At 41.7% G+C, this 18,132-nt stretch carries 14 protein-coding genes, 1 CRISPR repeat array and 1 riboswitch; of the genes, 3 read left to right on the plus strand and 11 right to left on the minus strand.

Annotation, left to right across the window (positions count from 1 at the left end; genetic code table 11):
- Nucleotides 1-67 precede the first annotated feature (67 nt).
- A protein-coding gene (locus DYC50_RS08380) for an IS3 family transposase (RefSeq protein ID WP_115249087.1) occupies nt 68-1,395 on the plus strand; the annotation gives its coding sequence in 2 pieces (ribosomal slippage) (nt 68-518 and nt 518-1,395; 1,329 coding nt in all).
- 67 nt (nt 1,396-1,462) lie between these two features.
- On the opposite strand, the gene DYC50_RS08385 is transcribed toward DYC50_RS08380, so the two are convergent.
- The 3 genes from DYC50_RS08385 to DYC50_RS08395 are packed head-to-tail and all read right to left on the minus strand — an operon-like array spanning nt 1,463 to nt 3,884.
- Nucleotides 1,463-2,407: an ABC transporter substrate-binding protein gene (locus DYC50_RS08385; protein WP_115249793.1), complete on the minus strand. Its 945-nt coding sequence runs from the start codon at nt 2,405-2,407 to the stop codon at nt 1,463-1,465.
- Nucleotides 2,408-2,415: 8 nt separating this feature from the next.
- Nucleotides 2,416-3,171 (minus strand): ABC transporter permease, encoded by a 756-nt coding sequence (locus DYC50_RS08390; RefSeq protein ID WP_115249794.1) that lies wholly within the window; start codon nt 3,169-3,171, stop codon nt 2,416-2,418.
- Nucleotides 3,171-3,884, minus strand: a complete 714-nt coding sequence (locus DYC50_RS08395) for an ABC transporter ATP-binding protein (protein WP_115249795.1) — start codon at nt 3,882-3,884, stop codon at nt 3,171-3,173. Before DYC50_RS08395 ends, DYC50_RS08390 begins: the two co-directional genes overlap by 1 nt.
- A 79-nt stretch (nt 3,885-3,963) precedes the next feature.
- A riboswitch (TPP riboswitch) is annotated at nt 3,964-4,054 on the minus strand.
- A 103-nt stretch (nt 4,055-4,157) separates the two neighbouring features.
- Between DYC50_RS08395 and DYC50_RS08400 the strand changes: the two genes are divergently transcribed.
- Nucleotides 4,158-4,811 (plus strand): IS1595 family transposase, encoded by a 654-nt coding sequence (locus DYC50_RS08400; protein ID WP_115249796.1) that lies wholly within the window; start codon nt 4,158-4,160, stop codon nt 4,809-4,811.
- 152 nt (nt 4,812-4,963) lie between these two features.
- Here the strand turns inward: DYC50_RS08400 and DYC50_RS08405 are convergent, their stop codons facing one another.
- Complete coding sequence (locus DYC50_RS08405) at nt 4,964-5,491, minus strand: gluconokinase (protein WP_115249797.1); 528 nt, start codon at nt 5,489-5,491, stop codon at nt 4,964-4,966.
- A gap of 295 nt (nt 5,492-5,786) precedes the next feature.
- Here DYC50_RS08405 and DYC50_RS08410 point away from each other — a divergent pair, with 295 nt between their 5' ends.
- On the plus strand, nt 5,787-7,136 hold the full coding sequence (locus tag DYC50_RS08410) for a GntP family permease (RefSeq protein ID WP_115249798.1): 1,350 nt from the start codon (nt 5,787-5,789) through the stop codon (nt 7,134-7,136).
- Nucleotides 7,137-7,298: 162 nt separating this feature from the next.
- Nucleotides 7,299-10,180: a CRISPR direct-repeat array (repeat unit 32 nt; unit sequence GTTTCAATTCACGGCCATCTGGGAGATGGCCG).
- A gap of 189 nt (nt 10,181-10,369) precedes the next feature.
- Here DYC50_RS08410 and cas2 read toward each other — a convergent pair.
- Genes cas2 through cas3 form a run of 7 tightly spaced genes read right to left on the minus strand, consistent with a single transcriptional unit; the run spans nt 10,370 to nt 17,962 of the window.
- Nucleotides 10,370-10,663, minus strand: a complete 294-nt coding sequence (gene cas2, locus DYC50_RS08415; RefSeq protein WP_103853153.1) for a CRISPR-associated endonuclease Cas2 — start codon at nt 10,661-10,663, stop codon at nt 10,370-10,372.
- A 9-nt stretch (nt 10,664-10,672) separates the two neighbouring features.
- Nucleotides 10,673-11,686 carry a type I-C CRISPR-associated endonuclease Cas1c gene (gene cas1c, locus DYC50_RS08420; RefSeq protein WP_115249799.1) on the minus strand — a complete coding sequence of 338 codons (1,014 nt, stop codon included), beginning with the start codon at nt 11,684-11,686 and terminating at the stop codon, nt 10,673-10,675.
- A 59-nt stretch (nt 11,687-11,745) separates the two neighbouring features.
- A complete protein-coding gene (gene cas4, locus DYC50_RS08425; protein ID WP_115249800.1) occupies nt 11,746-12,357 on the minus strand; it encodes a CRISPR-associated protein Cas4 in 612 nt (203 codons plus the stop codon).
- A 3-nt stretch (nt 12,358-12,360) separates the two neighbouring features.
- A complete protein-coding gene (gene cas7c / locus DYC50_RS08430) occupies nt 12,361-13,224 on the minus strand; it encodes a type I-C CRISPR-associated protein Cas7/Csd2 (RefSeq protein ID WP_115249801.1) in 864 nt (287 codons plus the stop codon).
- 3 nt (nt 13,225-13,227) lie between these two features.
- Nucleotides 13,228-15,030: a type I-C CRISPR-associated protein Cas8c/Csd1 gene (cas8c, locus tag DYC50_RS08435; RefSeq protein WP_115249802.1), complete on the minus strand. Its 1,803-nt coding sequence runs from the start codon at nt 15,028-15,030 to the stop codon at nt 13,228-13,230.
- A complete protein-coding gene (gene cas5c, locus DYC50_RS08440; protein WP_115249803.1) occupies nt 15,027-15,704 on the minus strand; it encodes a type I-C CRISPR-associated protein Cas5c in 678 nt (225 codons plus the stop codon). The genes cas8c and cas5c overlap by 4 nt, the downstream gene beginning before the upstream one ends.
- A gap of 38 nt (nt 15,705-15,742) precedes the next feature.
- Nucleotides 15,743-17,962: a CRISPR-associated helicase Cas3' gene (cas3, locus tag DYC50_RS08445; protein ID WP_115249804.1), complete on the minus strand. Its 2,220-nt coding sequence runs from the start codon at nt 17,960-17,962 to the stop codon at nt 15,743-15,745.
- Nucleotides 17,963-18,132: the final 170 nt, after the last annotated feature.

Below are 18,132 nucleotides of genomic sequence, written 5' to 3' on the forward strand. Positions count from 1 at the left end.
TGCGGTATTTTGATCTGCCCCCCAAAAGTTGGACTAAACAACCAACTGATTAAGGTGCAGATTTTTTATGACTAAATATACTCAACATTTCAAACAACAAGTGCTCGACTTTTATCATCAAAATGGAAAAAACCGTTCGCTTACTCGCCAGTATTTTCAGCTTCCTCAAAGAACGTTAGCACGTTGGATTGCGAAATTTAATCATAATGGAATCAATGGATTAGCTGTGTTAGGTAAAAAACGATATTATTCTGTTGAGTTTAAATTAAAGGTTATTCAAGCTATCAAAAAAGGCCAGTGCTCCGCTGAGGCCGCCTGCTTTCGCTTTGATATCCCCAGTTCAGGGATAATTAGTCAATGGTTGCAACGCTTTGAAAAACAAGGTATAGATGGGTTATTACTCAAACCTAAAGGTCGTCCAAGTATGAAACTCAACTCGCCTAAAATGCCACCAACGCCCAAAACAGAAGAAGAACGCTTGCGTTACCGAATTTTGGAATTAGAAGCGGAGAATGCAATGCTAAAAAAGTTGCAGGAACTCAACCAACAAAAAATGCAGAAAAAGCCGTCATCGTAAATGCCTTACGCTCGCGTTTCCCGTTGGAATTGTTACTCAGGCTAATCGGATTGGCACGCAGTTCGTTCTTTTATCATCTCAAGCCAAAGGCAGATAAAAATGTAGTGATTTCACAGAAAATAGAGGAAATTTATCGCAAAAATGACGAAAATTATGGTTATCGTCGAATTACCTTGGAATTAAGGAAATACTTGATTATCAACCACAAAAGGGTGCTAGCGATAATGCAACGTTTGGGGTTAAAAGGAAAAAGTAAGCAGAAAAAATATCGTTCTTACCAAGGCAAAGTGGGACACATTGCCGATAATCTGTTGCAACGGGATTTTACGGCAACGATGCCGAATGAGAAGTGGGTAACGGATATCACCGAGTTCAAATGTGCGGAAGGCAAAGTGTATTTATCGCCGATTAAAGACTTGTTTAATAACGAAATTATTGCTTATGATGTGGCGAGAAGTCCGAGTTTTGAGCAGATAACCAGAATGTTGACCCAGGCGGTGAACCGATTAGCGGGGGAAAAACCGATACTGCATTCCGACCAAGGGTGGCAGTATCAAATGATGGGTTATCGGGAGATATTGAAAAAACACGGTATTACGCAAAGTATGTCGAGAAAAGGCAATTGCCTTGATAATGGTGCGATGGAAAGCTTTTTCGGGCGATTGAAGACGGAATGTTACTTTGGCAAGCGGTTTGAAACCTTTGAACAGCTTGAAAAAGTGATTCACGAGTACATTCATTACTACAATAATGAGCGTATTCAAGTGAAGCTCAAAGGACTAAGCCCTGTGGAATACAGAACTCAGTCCTTGAATTAAATTAGAATATAGTCTAACTTTTTGGGGGCAGATCATTTTTCACCGCACTTTTTACCTAGCCTATTTCTTATTCCACTTGAATGGCATAATCAGACAATTTAGGAACCTGCTTAATCAAGCCTTGTTGTTGCATAAATTGTGCCATTTTCTCATAACGTGCGTTATCTAGGGCGCTTGGGCGTAAACTTAAACGTGGCAAGGTATCACGCCAAGCCAAGCGATTGAGTTCGTTGTCTAAATCTTGCGGTTTATAGCTTACAAACGCCTGCCAACTTTGTTGTGGGTGGTTTAAGATATAAACGCTGGCTTGTTCAAGTGCGGTCAAAAATGCACGAATTTTTTTCGCAGGAAGCTGATTTTTATTGGCCACGACAATCAATTCATCATACATTGGCACGCCCTGTTCTTCTGGATAAAACGCCTTGCCCGGTTTCTTTTCTATCGCCATCTGATTTAACTCAAAATTACGAAATGCGCCGATTACCGCATCGACTTGTCCGCTAAATAATGCGGGCGAAAGCGACCAATTCACGTTCACTAATTCCACATCATTTAAAGAAAGGTGGGCAGATTTCAGCATTGCACCAAGTAACGCATCTTCAAAACCGCTCACAGAATAGCCGATCTTTTTCCCTTTTAAATCGGCAATTTTTTCAATGCCACTGTCTTTTAGCACCACAAGACTATTTAACGGTGTTGAAATTAAGGTGCCAACGCGCACCAGCGGTAAACCTTCTGCCACTTGCATTTGCAGCTGTGGCTGATAATCCACCGCTAAATCTGCCTGCCCTGCTGCCACTAATTTAGGCGGCATTGAAGGATCAGCAGGTTCAATAATCTCAACCTGTAAGCCATTTTCCGCAAAAAAGCCTTTTTGCTGCGCCACAATAATGGCGGCGTGATCGGGATTGACAAACCAATCCAGTAATAAGGTTAATTTTTCTTTGGCTTGCACACTAATACTCATACCTAAAGCGAAAATTAAACTGCATAAATACCATTGTTTTTTCATTTTTTCTCCTAACGTAAATGACAGACCCAAGGAATAATGCGGTGAAGCAATTTATCTATCACGAAATACAGCAAGAGTGCGATAACCACCAAAATAAACAACGCCGCGAACATTAAGCTAATTTGAATTCGAGCATTGGCTTGCAACATTAAATAACCAAGCCCTTGTGATGATCCTACCCATTCCCCCACAATCGCCCCAATGGGTGCAACGGAAACCGCAATGCGTAAGCCCGAGGCTAACGCTGGCAAAGCGGCAGGTAAGCGAACCTTAAATAATAATTGCCCTGATGAAATTCCCATTGTTTGCGCCAACTCCACCCATTGCTTTGGTGTGTTACGCAAGCCGTCATAACAGGCGGCGGTAACTGGGAAATAAATAATCAAAATGGTCATCGCAATTTTTGATGCAATGCCATAACCAAACCAAAGTACCAATAATGGTGCAATAGCAAAAACGGGGATCGCCTGCGAGGCAATTAAAATGGGCAATAAAAAGGCTGAAAGGGTTTGTGAAGAAGCCAGCAATAAGGCAGAAAGTAAACCAAATAAAAAGCCTAACACCAACCCTAACAAAATTTCCCATAAGGTGATTTTGGCGTGCATAAATAATAAAGCCCATTGTGAAGACACTTCATTTAGCACGGCAACAGGTTCTGGCAGTAAATAATGTGGGATCGCAAAAATTGAAATCGCCCCTTGCCAGCACAAGGCGAAAAATAAGGTCATTATCAATGCTCGAAATAGGCTTTGCCACGCAAACATTAATCTTCCCCCATTAACTGCTTAAATAAATATTGCTGTAATTGCCATAATTTCTCTTGCGAAAAATCTCTCGGTGCTTTGCCTTGCGGGCAAATGTGCGGTGAAAGCTGAACGGGTTGTTGGTGCAAAATATAGATTTTATCGGCTAGCAATAAGGCTTCTTGCGGATCGTGGGTGATAAGCAACACGGTTTTATCTGCCAATAACTGATGTGAAAGCTGCTGTAATTGCAAGCGAGTTACGGCATCTAACGCGGAAAAGGGTTCGTCCATTAAAATAATCTCTGCATCTTGCATTAGCGTTCGGGCCAACGCCACGCGCTGCCGCTGTCCACCAGAAAGCTGATAGCAAGGCTTATGCAAATGTTGTTCCATTTTCACCGCCCTTAATAAAGTGCGGGCTTTTTCTTCCGTTTTTTTCGTTTTGCTATGAGTAAGATGCTGATAAAGCTGAACATTATCTAAAATAGACAGCCAAGGATACAAACTATCCTGCTGCGCAAGCCAAGCGATGTTGCCTGAACACTGAATACGTCCCTGTATAATCGCCTGATTTTCTAGCCCTGCAATGGCGCGCAATAAAGTTGATTTCCCCACGCCTGATGCGCCAAGCAACGCCACCCACTCCCCTTGTAATACGCTAAAATGAAAATGCTCAAACAAAGGTTGCTCAGCAAAACTGAGTTTAAGATCGGAAATTTCGATGGCTTTCATCGTTCATTCACCAATCAACGTGATGGAAAAAAGCCGTTAAAAATAAAAGAAGTGCGGTGAGAATTTAATAAGAAAAGAAGCGTTTGCATAATTAGTTTCCTACGTCAGTATTAGCTGTATCAGGTTCACGGGTATCATCTCAGCTTAAACAAGCACCCCGACTAATGCAAAACAGTGTAGCGAAACTGATAAATAAAATCAAAGTATTCTGAAAAAATAAAAATAATTAAATTAGGGGCTGTAGTAGATTAGCAACAATGCTATACTACAAAAATGAAGATAACATATTGTAAATTAAAGAAATCCATACAGAAAAAACTGCTTGAGTTTTTTGTTGCAGAAGTTACTGCAAGAACAGCAGCAAATTTGCTAGATATTCAACCGAATACAGCCGCTTTGTTCTACCATAAAATCAGGCTTGTGATTGGCTATCATTTATCCCTTGAAGTTAACGAGATTTTTGAGGGGGAAATTGAACTAGACGAAAGCTATTTTGGTGGTCATCGAAAGGGAAAACGAGGACGAAGAGCGGCTGGAAAAGTTGCTGTTTTTGGGTTACTAAAACTACAAGGAAAGGTATTTACTGTTGTGGTTAAAAACACCAAGAGTGAAACATTACTCCCTGTTATTAAAAGAAAAATCAAGCCTGATAGCTGGGTTTATACGGACACTTATCGCAGTTATGATGCGCTTGATGTGAGTGAATTTCACCACGAACGAATCAATCATTCCGAGCTATTTGCGGTGAAACAAAATCATATTAATGGCATTGAAAATTTTTGGAATCAGGCGAAGCGGATACTGCGAAAATATAATGGAATTAACCGAAAAAACTTTCCTTTATTCTTGAAGGAATGTGAATTTCGGTTTAACTTTGGGACACCAAAAGAGCAGTTAAAAATATTGCGAAAATGGTGTGAAATTTAGGGCTAATCTACTACAGCCCCTTAAATTAATGATGTTCTATAATTTAAGAATACTATTTCAAAAATAAGAAATTTATCTTCTCATATTTGGCAAATAAAAAACGGTGAAAATCTCACCGCTCTTTAACTCTTTTTTCTATCACTAAATGATGCCTATTTTTGCAATAAAGGCGTTAAGGCTTGCACACAGCGATCCACCACTTGTTCAAAAGTGCCGTCAATATCAATGTGGATCACATCTGGTTCGTCCGCTTGTGGGGGTTCTAAGGTATCGAATTGGCTTTTGAGCATTTCTGTTTTCATATAATGCCCTTTGCGGTTTTTCATTCGCTCTAGCACAAGATCAAAACTGCCTTCTAGGAAAAGAAATTTCACGCTTTCATTGCCATCACGGATTTGGTCACGATATTTTTTCTTAAGCGCAGAACACACGATAATTCCCACTTCACTTTTTTGTTCAAGACTAAATGCTGCATCACGAATGCGTTCAAGCCAAGGCGCTCGGTCTTCGTCATTAAGCGGTTGGCCATTACCCATTTTGATGATGTTGGCTCTTGGGTGTAGATCATCACCGTCTATGAGCTTTAAACCTAAACGGTGGCAAACTTCAGTGCCTACGGAGGTTTTGCCCGTGCTGGATACGCCCATTAGGATAAAACTTTTGCCTTTTGCTTTTTCCATTTTGTTTTCCTCATTTTTATTATGCTAACGCAATAATGAATTGGTTCTGTGCTAACCATAGCAAAAAATCGCCAGTTGGCGTTACTGGTAACATTCTATTTTGTGATCCGTTTCACAAATTTTTAACAAAGATCGCAATTTTTGTCGTTATTGTTTGAACTTAAGGGGGGATTTCCCTAATAATAGACGCATCTACTTTACCTTTCCAGATAATTTTTATGTTACGGGTAAATTAGCTATTCGTTCTTTTCCTTTCGGTTAAGAAAACGCTTTCATCTATAATTGAGGACGTTATATGTTAATTTTCATTATGATTGCTTCAGTGTTGCTGTTGCTCTTATTAATTATGAAATTCAGAGTTCACGCTTTTGTGGCATTAATTATTGTGAGTTTACTCACCGCACTTGCGACAGGCGTGCCTTTTAAAGATATTCTGCCAACTTTAACAAAAGGTTTTGGCGGTACGTTAGCTTCTGTCGCATTGCTTGTGGGCTTGGGCGCAATGATTGGGCGTTTACTTGAGATCACTGGTGGTGCAAAAGTGTTAGCCGATACGCTTATCAATAAATTTGGTGAGAAAAAAGCCCCATTCGCACTCGGTTTTGCATCTTTATTATTTGGTTTCCCAATCTTCTTTGATGCTGGTTTAGTGGTGATGTTGCCGATTATCTTTAGCGTAGCAAAACGCTTTGGTGGCTCGGTATTACGCTATGCTTTACCCGCAGCAGGGGCATTTGCCGTAATGCACGCCTTTGTTCCACCACACCCAGGCCCTGTGGCATCGGGTGATTTGCTTGGTGCAAATATGGGCTTATTGATCATTGTTGGTTTGGTGTGCGGTATTCCAACTTGGTACATTGCAAGCTATTTATTCAGCCAATATTTAGGCAAAAAAATTATGGTTGATTTACCAAAAGCATTCTTAAATGCCAATGCAATCAATGAAACTGCGGTGTTAAATCCACCTAGTTTTGGTAAAGTTTTAACTATTTTATTATTGCCATTAGTGTTGATCCTATTTGATACAGGATTAAATACGCTTTCTGTAACTGGTGTCGTTGATGGCTCACAATCTTGGGTTCAAGGCTTACGTTTGTTAGGCAAAACGCCTGTAGCATTACTTATTACCCTAATCGTTACTATTTTGTTATTGAAAGATCAGCGTAGCAACGAGCAAATCGAGAAAATCTGCGACAATGCTCTTGGCCCAATTTGTTCAATCGTGTTAGTAACAGGGGCTGGCGGTATGTTCGGTGGCGTATTACGTGCAAGTGGCATTGGCGATCAACTTTCTGCAATGTTTGCCGATACGGGTATGCCTGTGATTGTTGCGGCCTTCATTATTTCAATGACATTGCGTGTAGCACAAGGCTCAGCCACTGTGGCATTAACAACGACATCTGCACTCATTGCTCCAACGATTGCCGCAACGACAGGCTTAAGCCAACTTGATTTATGCTTTATCGTCATTGCCATTGCATCTGGCGCAACCGTGTTCTCCCATGTTAATGACAGTGGATTCTGGTTAGTAAGCCGTTTCTTAGAAATGGATACCAAAACCACATTAAAAACTTGGACTGTGCTAGAAACCCTTATCGGTTTCACCGGTTTCGGCTTTGCTTTAGTGGGAAGTATTTTGTTCTAATTTGATGAATACTGAATACACAAAAAATCCTCCCTCGGGAGGATTTTTTTATTGTGGTAAGAGTAATAATCAAAAGTGCGGTGGAAATTGGGGAAGTTATTTGTTCATAGTATATGGGGATGCTCGGTATTACAATATTCGCAAAATCCCTATCCAGCATTAGTTTCAATTCACGGCCATCTGGGAGATGGCCGCCTGCGACACTAAGCGCGATTCGTTTTTGACGTGTTTCAATTCACGGCCATCTGGGAGATGGCCGATAACTGGTTGGCATTTGATGGAGCAGAGCGGGGTTTCAATTCACGGCCATCTGGGAGATGGCCGTAGATTCTCCATTGATGTTGGTGGCTCATCACCAGTTTCAATTCACGGCCATCTGGGAGATGGCCGAATGTTTTCAACGCTTATCCAATCTATGATTGGCGTTTCAATTCACGGCCATCTGGGAGATGGCCGGGGATTAGGCGATAACGCCCCGCCCTGCGTGCTTGTTTCAATTCACGGCCATCTGGGAGATGGCCGGAAAATTTGCTTGGTGTGAAAAGTGGTAAATCGCTGTTTCAATTCACGGCCATCTGGGAGATGGCCGGACCGAACCTGTGGCAACGGACGCAAACCAAATATTTCAATTCACGGCCATCTGGGAGATGGCCGGGCATTTAATTTCTAACCCTTTTTTCAGTTCGGGTTTCAATTCACGGCCATCTGGGAGATGGCCGATCTTCAAAGCGGTTTGCATATAAACGCAATTTAGTTTCAATTCACGGCCATCTGGGAGATGGCCGTCGTCAAATTGGCTACGCATTGCTGGGCAAGCGGCGTTTCAATTCACGGCCATCTGGGAGATGGCCGTTATATGTTTGACCGCTGGATTCTTAATTCGGATAGTTTCAATTCACGGCCATCTGGGAGATGGCCGCGCGAAAATTCAAAACTCCCGTAGGAGACTATCTAAGTTTCAATTCACGGCCATCTGGGAGATGGCCGTAAATCTGATTATATGGAGCGTGGTAACCAGCTTGTTTCAATTCACGGCCATCTGGGAGATGGCCGAGCAAGTTCGTGCAGGAATGCGCAAAGTACGGTCGTTTCAATTCACGGCCATCTGGGAGATGGCCGAACATTTGGTATCAATAATAAGTTTTCGGCTCGGTTTCAATTCACGGCCATCTGGGAGATGGCCGCAGTAACCAATTCGCTGACCGCCAAACGCACGGTGTTTCAATTCACGGCCATCTGGGAGATGGCCGAAACCTAAAGACTTTGACAAGATGCCACCAATCGGTTTCAATTCACGGCCATCTGGGAGATGGCCGTTTATCAGCTTATTTTAACCAATGACGGCGTATGGTTTCAATTCACGGCCATCTGGGAGATGGCCGGGGATTATTTCCCCTTTTTCGCTATCTGTGCAGGGTTTCAATTCACGGCCATCTGGGAGATGGCCGGCCATTTGTTTAATCTCATTCGATATGCGGAGGCTGTTTCAATTCACGGCCATCTGGGAGATGGCCGCAATGGTCAATGTTTTTAGCTGCCGCACTTCGTGGGTTTCAATTCACGGCCATCTGGGAGATGGCCGGTGCGGCGTGGGCAAAATCTTTCCCTTGCTTTGCGTTTCAATTCACGGCCATCTGGGAGATGGCCGATTTCTCTGCTGTTTTTTGAATGGCATATTTAGTGTTTCAATTCACGGCCATCTGGGAGATGGCCGCCGTTCTCCGCTCTCGCTTGTTTCATCTGTATCATGTTTCAATTCACGGCCATCTGGGAGATGGCCGCAATCGCAACAAATTATTGCACTGGCAAGACAAGTTTCAATTCACGGCCATCTGGGAGATGGCCGGGTATTGCGTGGACCGACTCAGGCGCATCATCTGAAGTTTCAATTCACGGCCATCTGGGAGATGGCCGAATCCGAAAAACGAAATGCTTAATAAATGTTCAAGTTTCAATTCACGGCCATCTGGGAGATGGCCGATGCGCACCTTACCTGATTTCCCAGCGACGAAATGGTTTCAATTCACGGCCATCTGGGAGATGGCCGGCCCTCCCCACCCCATCACTAACGGGATTTCGGCGTTTCAATTCACGGCCATCTGGGAGATGGCCGTTGAAATATTTTTAGCTTTACTCATAAATTTTATTGTTTCAATTCACGGCCATCTGGGAGATGGCCGCTAATGCGATTAATCGCCGTAAACAAGGAGAAAGCGTTTCAATTCACGGCCATCTGGGAGATGGCCGGGGATTTATTTTGCAGTATCGCACCACAATGGACGTTTCAATTCACGGCCATCTGGGAGATGGCCGGACCACGCCTACCCTTTTGTTAATGGGGCGGACGTGGTTTCAATTCACGGCCATCTGGGAGATGGCCGAAAAATTTGAAGAGTGGGGTCAATACGATTGGCGGTTTCAATTCACGGCCATCTGGGAGATGGCCGCAGCCAAAAGTAGCATACAGAGTTTAATTGGAGAGTTTCAATTCACGGCCATCTGGGAGATGGCCGGAGATACAAAATGCCCCAACAAATCCCCACCGAAATGTTTCAATTCACGGCCATCTGGGAGATGGCCGAAGACCGCTTTGAAACGTTAAGCTTGCCGAGCGAAGTTTCAATTCACGGCCATCTGGGAGATGGCCGACACTGGTCAAAGCGTTGCACAAGCCCTGTGATGTTTCAATTCACGGCCATCTGGGAGATGGCCGTTTCGCACACCTTGCCCGATGCTGACGGTGTGATTGTTTCAATTCACGGCCATCTGGGAGATGGCCGGAAAAGAACCTTAATTAGTTTGGGATCTTATCCAGTTTCAATTCACGGCCATCTGGGAGATGGCCGTATCGCCAATGCGAATAGCTATTTAGAAAATGGTGTTTCAATTCACGGCCATCTGGGAGATGGCCGGCTTGCAACCATTAGTACTACACCAACAATGACAGTTTCAATTCACGGCCATCTGGGAGATGGCCGGGTCGCCGATGCCTTTTATCAGCAAAATCAGGCGGTTTCAATTCACGGCCATCTGGGAGATGGCCGAGCACAGGGAAAAAATATAACAAAAATAAGGTATTAACCTTGGTATTTCGCTAATCATTCTTTTCTGTGCGAGGATAGATTATAGCATAATTATTGCTAAATAAAATTCAGAATTAATTATTTGATTTTTAAAGAATAATGATACTTCGCTAAGCTAGCAGGGATTTGATGAGAACAATAGGTTAGCGATTATAGAATTATGGCATCTTGGAAAATATCAATTGATGGTTTTGCTCCGTGATGCTCTACTTTTCTGCGCCATTTACTTCCTAAATGGTAAAAGCGCAAACTATCAGTTTCAGGGTTATAAGTATCCAATAGTTTGGATTTTAATACTACCCATTGATCTGGAGCTATATCACATTCAAACACAGAATATTGAACGCGAACACCATAATCAAGACAATGTTTCGCAATACGACGCAAACGCGCTTGACCTTGTGGATCATCAAGAGAAATATCATAAGTAATCAGCATTAACATATTGTTATCCTAACGCATTAAAAATGGGGGATATTGCGCTAAATCACCGCGTAAATGCCGTGCTAGTAGCATTGCTTGTATATGGGGTAATAATCCTATTGCAACATTTTCCTGCAAAAATGGGTGGAGTATTTTTTCTTGCTTCTTCGCTTGCCAAGCTTGGAATAGGCTTTTTCGCATTTCAGGTTTCAAATTAACTGCACCACTACTTTCTTTTACAAAATCACTTGGTTTAATTTGCCCACGGTTAATTAGGCTTAATACGGTTCTATCCACCCACCAAGCACGAAATTCTTCCAATATATCTTGTGCTAAACTATCTCTGCCCGGACGATCAGCATGTAAAAAGCCAATTTGCGGATCTAGCCCCACACCTTGCAAAGCACCGCTAATTTCCTTACCTAAAATACTATATAAAAATGATAACAACGCATTCACTTCATCACGCGGTGGACGGCGTGAACGTCCGTGAAAAGCAAAACCGCTCTTATCCCGCAATAAATGATGAAAAACACTAAAGTAACGAGATGCAGCTTCGCCCTCAATGCCACGAATAGTCTCCAACCCGTCAGCTTGCTTAAGCTCCCTTAAACGTGCATTTAAACCATAAATAGCCTGTTGAATTTCTTGATTTTCACCATAATTTCGTAGCTGGCGTTGCAACACACGCTTAGATGATTGAATTTTAGCTGCGATAATATGACGAGCAATGGTGGTAGGTTTTTCCGCGGAATATCGATATTGCGCTCGGCGTAATAATACATTGCCACTTTGTCGGCCTTGTAAGCGCCCTAAATAGCGTCCATTTTCAGTGAAAAAGGCAAGATTTACATTATTTTCGCCACAAAATCCCATTAAAAATGGAGATACCAACACATTACCAAAACAGAATATATGTCCAATAGAATGAATAGGAAGCTGTGCCACTTTTTTACGCTCTTGTTCAATCACAAGCGTTTCTCTTTCTTTATGCAAATAACTGCCTTGTGTCGTGATATAAATGGTATTTTGTAGTTTTTTCATCGTAAAAATTCACCTAATTAAGATTAAAAAACTCATCATTTTTATACCGCACTTTGCTTTTATTCTTTCTCATCAAACAACCTTTTGATATAAGATTGCGATTTATCTTTTTCCAATAATGCAGGCTGGCAAAGCTCAATTAAGGAACAAGCCTTACAGTGTTTCCCATATTGTGGTGCAGGCGTTATGCCGCTTTCTAACAATGCTTGTACATTCGCAATGGTATCTAATGTTCTGTTTCTTAATTCAGCTGAAAACAGAACAGGTAAACGATGTCGCGTTTGTAAATACCATATCGCCCCTTCCGTAATAGACTGCCCTGTCATTTCTTCTAAACATAATGCTTGAGCGCAAAGTTGAATTTCATCAATAGGTTCAAGTTTAGGTTTGCCACGTTTATACTCTATAGGCTTTAATTGACCTGAGCTAAGATCTTGCTCTACGAGATCCAAAATTCCCGTTAATCCAAGCTGTTGCGCACAAACATGTACGGTTCGCTCAAAACGAATTCCCTTACGGCTTTCAGGCTCGCCTGAATCGACACGCTCGTGCAAGGTTCTTCCTTGTGCCGTAAGCAAGTTTTCTTCCCACGCTTGCTCGTTATGGATTAACGCACATTGGCGTGGGCAGAATGCATAATGCTGTAATGCCGAAAGGGAAACGATATACATTGGTTAAATTAATTCTTCAACCGTTACGCCTGTTAACCCATCAGTATTCACTGAGATACGGTAATCATCAAATGACTGTGCAGGCATTGCCATATCACCATTCACACGTTCTACGGTGACTCGCTCAAATAATTTATGCGCTGGCTGATTACCTAAGGCGTCTTGATGTTTAAATACTACCAGTTTGCGCGCTACCATTTCTCCACGTGCGGCAGAATGATCGTGTTCAAACATCAGCTGTAAAGCCTGCCATAACTTCTGTAAATCTTCCTCGCTAAAGCCCGTTTTCTCTGCTAATTTTGCTGAAATAAAGCCATGTACACGATAAAGTCCATAAGGAACAATGGCTTTACGTCCCATAGTACGCTCTTTTTCAAGGTCTTTCTCGTTGGTTACTGCCATACGCGTAATAGAAAGCTCCACTGGAACAATTGGATCGATTGATTGTGCAAAGGCAAATTGCACTGGACCACGAACTTGGCCACTATTGACTTCAGTCGTCATTACTGCGCCAAAACTACGAACATCAAAGAAATTTTTGCACATCCATGCGGTAATTTCGCGTGCTTTGGCTTCATCTTTCGGTAGTTTTTTCGCTTCAGGCTTGATGGATAAAGCTTCATAGGCACGTTTATTTTGTAAATTCAACACGCTTTTCTCTTTCACATAAATCTCGTAGCCTGGCTCATTTTCATAGCATAATTCAATAAAATTACGGATCTTACGTTTTAAACAAACATCTGTAACCAAGCCTTTGCTGGTTTCAGGATCCATGCGCGGTAAATTTCCTGCATCAGGATCACCATTTGGATTCCCGTTAGTAACATCAAAAAAATATACAAATTCATAACGATTCTGGATAGTCATTTTTTACTCCTTGATTGATTCGGTTTCATCAGCATTGACTTTTTTGCTGAAATAACGTTCTTTTTCTTGATAATAGCCTAATGCAAAGCGTCCTTGTTCCTCAATATTCAAATGACGCGGGAAAACGGTTGGTAATTTTGCTAAAATTGCGGCAAGCTCCTTACTTAAATTAATCGCCATCCCCACTTTGTCTTTCTTTAAGCGAGAAAAATGATGCTGAGCCCCTTTCAGAAGACGTGGGAAAACTGAATACGGCACAGTAGATGCCGAGGCATAATAACGATCGACAATATTTGCATTGAGATCACCCAACGCTTGGTATTGAACGCGTTCTAACAACGCAAACAATCGTCCAAGAAGATAAGCTGTATGATCCGTATTTTCATCTAATTCCATAGGAACTCCTTGTTTTATCAAATCTTTTCTAAATCGCCGCTGAAGTACGGCTTTAACCATTGCAATTCTTAATCCTGTTATTTGCCCATCCGCTCTAAATCGCATCAGTAATTGAGATAATAAATTCATCGGATAGAGACTATCAGTAAAAATAGCTCGAGCCAGCTCTCCTGCGAGTACAGGGGAAATATTTTCAGATTTACCTTTACCAGTGCGATCTAATGGCGTTGTTTGCAATAATAAACGCCAAATAGAAGGCGGAGTCTTCCAAGGGCGAGGCTTAAGTGCAAGATCCTGCCAATGCATCGCTAAATTATTGGCTAGCTCACCAAAACTGGTTTCCAACCAAAAACGAATAGAAATTCTTGAGGCATTTGGCGCTAAACCTAAAATGAAAAAACGGGTACTCGGCGCTATCCCGAGATTAATCTCTTGCAAAGGTCTGCCTTTACTCATTTTTTCTAGCATATCAAAAATAGGGCTATTCTCTTGCTCATCATCAGGCGGTGTCAAAAAACCTGCAAAAAATTGTTCCGCCAGCTCCGCTTGTTCAACATCTTCTGCTTCTGCCCAAAAAACGGTACTTGTATCGCCAATCATCAAATGATGATTTTTGTTGCGTAATAAATAATTTAACGCTGTGGTATAAGCAAACGCAGCTTGTTCTGAAACAGGCGCATTATCACCTTGATCCTTATTAAAAGAAGTAAAGGCATCTTTATTGAAAGAAATAATTGAGCCGCCCGAGCTTTGTCCGCCCTGAATACCTTTAATAGAAGGATGCAAGCGTGCAATAGGGGCTTTTTCCCCCGTAATTAAACAAATTCCTTCCGTCTTATCATTCGTGGATAATAGACCTGCCCATAAATTTTGCGCTTCAACACTTTGGTGAATATATTGATTTTCACCATCTAGCTTAAATACAAGGTTGGCATCTAATATTTCAATTGGGCAAAGAGAGTCCGTAAATTTTTCAGGCTCCCAAGTTGTTAAGAATTTCACCAAGGCTTGCAAGCCTTTATCTTGGGTATCCGCTAATGCCTCTAAATGAAACTGTTTGAACGCATCGAAAGTATGACGAGAAAGCAACGCTGGCTGCACTTTCGCACTGGCTTTATCCTGATTGGCTTCCACCCCGAGCACATAAGCCGTTTTATCCCATAAAAAGTTCGGTTTTATGCCAGATGTTCGTTTCACTGCTTGGGGAACATTGATTAACTTCGCTCTCGGCTTTTTGTCATCAGTAAAATTAGGAATGACATCAACCAACTCACCCTTTGAATTTAACACTAAGATATAGCCAATTTTTTCTTCACTGAATCCATAAGAAGGAACTTTAGGCTCACCGGTATCACGATCCTTTTGGGCAGATAAACGCTGATAATAACGAACAAGTGATAACAAAATCACGATACCACCTCCTCGGCCATAAAAGGCGGCACCGTAATAATGCCATCTTGCATTTTGGCTCTAAAAAAGTGCGGTGTATTTTTATTCTGAAAATCAATATCGTGCAACATCCAACCTAAATCACGCTGACGATCATTTTCATCTAACAAACATTCTGGTAACGCCTCATCTTCATTAATAAAGGCAAATTCAGCAGGAAACTCCCTCACTCCCATACAAGGTTGTTGGAAGCATTGTCCTTTCATCGCTCGTCGTTTAAACATCTCTAAATGCTTGGTTAAATTATCACCTTCACCTGCTTTATCCGTCATTACAATATGGGCTTCAATAACATAAGCGACATTTTTTAATACAGTAGCAGCACGTTGTTGACGATCTTCTTCTATGATAGTATAAAGTCCTTCAACACTGTTACGCTTCATTGCCCCACTTACTCTAGTGGCTGGCAGCTTACTCCCCAATTCATTTCTGCGAATAGATTCAAACTGGATAGGCTTCAGCACATAGATCTTATCTATTACCCAATTTATCGCGGGCTTCCAATGGATCGCTGATAATATCCCCCGCGCAGCTGAAGGGGTTATCACGTCATAAGAGACCCGTTCCACCTTCATTTCTGGGCGGGTGAAACAGGCATAGTCCCCCCAAATATGTAATCTCACTTTATTCTTCATTCACTACTCCATTTATTCTATGGTTATGCTATGGCGACTTACCAAGCACAATTTTCCGCAGCAATAAATTCTGGCGTATCCCAATTTAATCCAGAATGTTCGCTATATAAATCCCGATTAATCAAATAATAAAATTGTTCACCAAAACGTTCTCTATTGATTAAGTCAACCGCACCACGCTGATAAAGTGCGGTCAAAATTTTCTCAGAAATTTGGATCGTATAGGGTTGCAACTTGCGTAAAATCCCCCCAATTTGCTCGGCATTTTGCAGGCTATCGATAAGTTTTTCGGCCTCTTCATTAAAAGGAATAATCAAAGGCACAAGATGGCTTTGAATCATTTGAAATTTCTTCGCCATAGTTTCAAAAGGGAAATTTAGCCTTGCATTATGGCAATCTGCTAAAATGCCTGCTTTATCGAGTTCACTCCCCTTTGAAGCATAAACCTGCTTGAAATAATTTAAAATAGCATCTGGTGCCAGTAAATCGGATTGATGCGAGCGCACAACTGAGCGCATACAGGCCGAAAGTACGTTTAATTCCGCCGGCGGCTTCCACTGCTCTTCTGGCTTAAAAATAAAAACTAAACTTTCGCTCTGCGCCCGTTTACCCTCGCGATTACAACGTCCTGCGGCTTGAGCAACAGAATCTAAGCCTGCTTCCGCACGCATTACCAGCGGAAAATCGACATCCACACCAGCCTCTATTAAGGATGTGGAAATCACCCGACAAGGTTTGCCTTCTTTCAAGCAATGACGAATCTCATCAAGTATTTGCGTACGGTGTTTAGCACACATCAAGGTGGAAAGATGAAAACATCCCTCCAAGGATTTCGCTAAATGATACAAATGCTGCGCATGCTTGCGATTATTGACAATAATCAGAATTTGTGGATTTTCAGTTAAATAATTGAGTACAGACTCATCTTTTTGTTCACCAATATGCTGTACAGTGGTACGCGCCAATCGTTCAAATAATTGCTCAGGATTTGGTGCAATTTCGCGTAAATTCTCAAAGCCTTTATAGAAACCGTGTTGCTGATGAATCGCAGGTTGAGTCGCGGTACACATTACCACCGAACAGCGATAATTACGCGCAAGTTCATCAATGGCAGCCATAATCGGACGTAATAAATTGAGCGGTAACATTTGTGCTTCATCTAAAATAATCACACTTCCCGTAATATTATGTAACTTACGGCAACGAGATGAACGATTTGCAAATAAAGATTCAAAAAATTGCACCGCTGTGGTTACCACAACAGGCATATCCCAATTTTCAGAAGCTAAGCGCAATTTATCTTTGCTATTTTTATCCGCCAATTTTCCATCATCAAAGGTACTATGATGCTCTAACACCGCTTTCTCACCAAGCTCGCCAAATGCTTGGCGAAATTGTGCAGCATTTTGCTCAATAATACTCGTAAAAGGAATCACATAAATAATACGGCGAAGTTGGTGAATCTTAGCGTGCTCAAGAGCAAATGCCATTGAGGTAAAAGTCTTTCCACCACCAGTTGGCACGGTTAAAGTAAAAAGTCCAGGTGGTAGTGCGGCTTGCTGTACCGCATAATCAAAAATCTGACTACGCAGTTGATTCAGCGAAGAAGCTTTCTGATTAGCTGAAGATTGTCTAAATTTTGACTGAATAAATTGATTGAAACGATGCTGTAAGGTAATAAGATCAGGATAATTACCCCGCTCAACGGAAACATTTTGCCCTTTGGCATAAAAAGCTTCTGTTTCTAAAAAATCCGCATCGACCAAACAAGAATAAAGCATTCGGGTAAAAAAAGACAAAGAGAAAAATTGCTCTGTTTTTGATGGTGTGATAGCAGGAAAAGAAAGTTTATCGGCTAACGGAATTTCATCTTGCCAAGCTTTATCTAAAGCAGGAATGATATTTTCTAAGCGCTGAGCTAAGGTTGTTAGCTCCCCTTCTCGCGAACCATTCGCTAACCCAGCGTGATGCCCTGCAATACAAAATGCCATCAGCCAACCGAGTTGAGGGTATTTTTCTACGGCTAATTTTGCCCCTGCAGTTGAATGATCAACCCGCGGTCCACCACGCAAACGCGCTTGATATGGCTCACTATACTTACCAAAATCGTGTAGCAATCCCATATGATATGCAATCTCTTGAGCGCCAAAATATTGCGCAAAATCAGCTGCCATTTTCGCAACATTGATTAAATGATCACTTAACAACTGCCAATCTTTCTCTGTCGGATCTTCTGTTGAATGTGCGAAAAAAACCATACACGCTACCGCTTTAAATGCTCATCATTAGGCGGAAGTATATAAAAATCCCCTTATCTTTCAATCAGTAAAACAAAATTTTGTGATACATTTCACATTGTTTTTGGAAGTGCTTAAGAGAAACTTAGTAAATTTCTTCCTAAACTTACTATCGATAATTCAAAATAAAA

The sequence above is a fragment of the Avibacterium avium genome (genome assembly GCF_900454535.1).
GTDB classification, from domain to species: Bacteria; Pseudomonadota; Gammaproteobacteria; order Enterobacterales; family Pasteurellaceae; genus Avibacterium; species Avibacterium avium.

Bases quoted from the DNA above. Each gene is read 5' to 3' on its own strand.
- DYC50_RS08385 (WP_115249793.1), bottom strand. From the start codon at position 2,407: ATGAAAAAACAATGGTATTTATGCAGTTTAATTTTCGCTTTAGGTATG.
- DYC50_RS08390 (WP_115249794.1), bottom strand. From the start codon at position 3,171: ATGTTTGCGTGGCAAAGCCTATTTCGAGCATTGATAATGACCTTATTT.
- DYC50_RS08395 (WP_115249795.1), bottom strand. From the start codon at position 3,884: ATGAAAGCCATCGAAATTTCCGATCTTAAACTCAGTTTTGCTGAGCAA.
- DYC50_RS08400 (WP_115249796.1), top strand. From the start codon at position 4,158: ATGAAGATAACATATTGTAAATTAAAGAAATCCATACAGAAAAAACTG.
- DYC50_RS08405 (WP_115249797.1), bottom strand. From the start codon at position 5,491: ATGGAAAAAGCAAAAGGCAAAAGTTTTATCCTAATGGGCGTATCCAGC.
- DYC50_RS08410 (WP_115249798.1), top strand. From the start codon at position 5,787: ATGTTAATTTTCATTATGATTGCTTCAGTGTTGCTGTTGCTCTTATTA.
- cas2 (WP_103853153.1), bottom strand. From the start codon at position 10,663: ATGTTAATGCTGATTACTTATGATATTTCTCTTGATGATCCACAAGGT.
- cas1c (WP_115249799.1), bottom strand. From the start codon at position 11,686: ATGAAAAAACTACAAAATACCATTTATATCACGACACAAGGCAGTTAT.
- cas4 (WP_115249800.1), bottom strand. From the start codon at position 12,357: ATGTATATCGTTTCCCTTTCGGCATTACAGCATTATGCATTCTGCCCA.
- cas7c (WP_115249801.1), bottom strand. From the start codon at position 13,224: ATGACTATCCAGAATCGTTATGAATTTGTATATTTTTTTGATGTTACT.
- cas5c (WP_115249803.1), bottom strand. From the start codon at position 15,704: ATGAAGAATAAAGTGAGATTACATATTTGGGGGGACTATGCCTGTTTC.
- cas3 (WP_115249804.1), bottom strand. From the start codon at position 17,962: ATGGTTTTTTTCGCACATTCAACAGAAGATCCGACAGAGAAAGATTGG.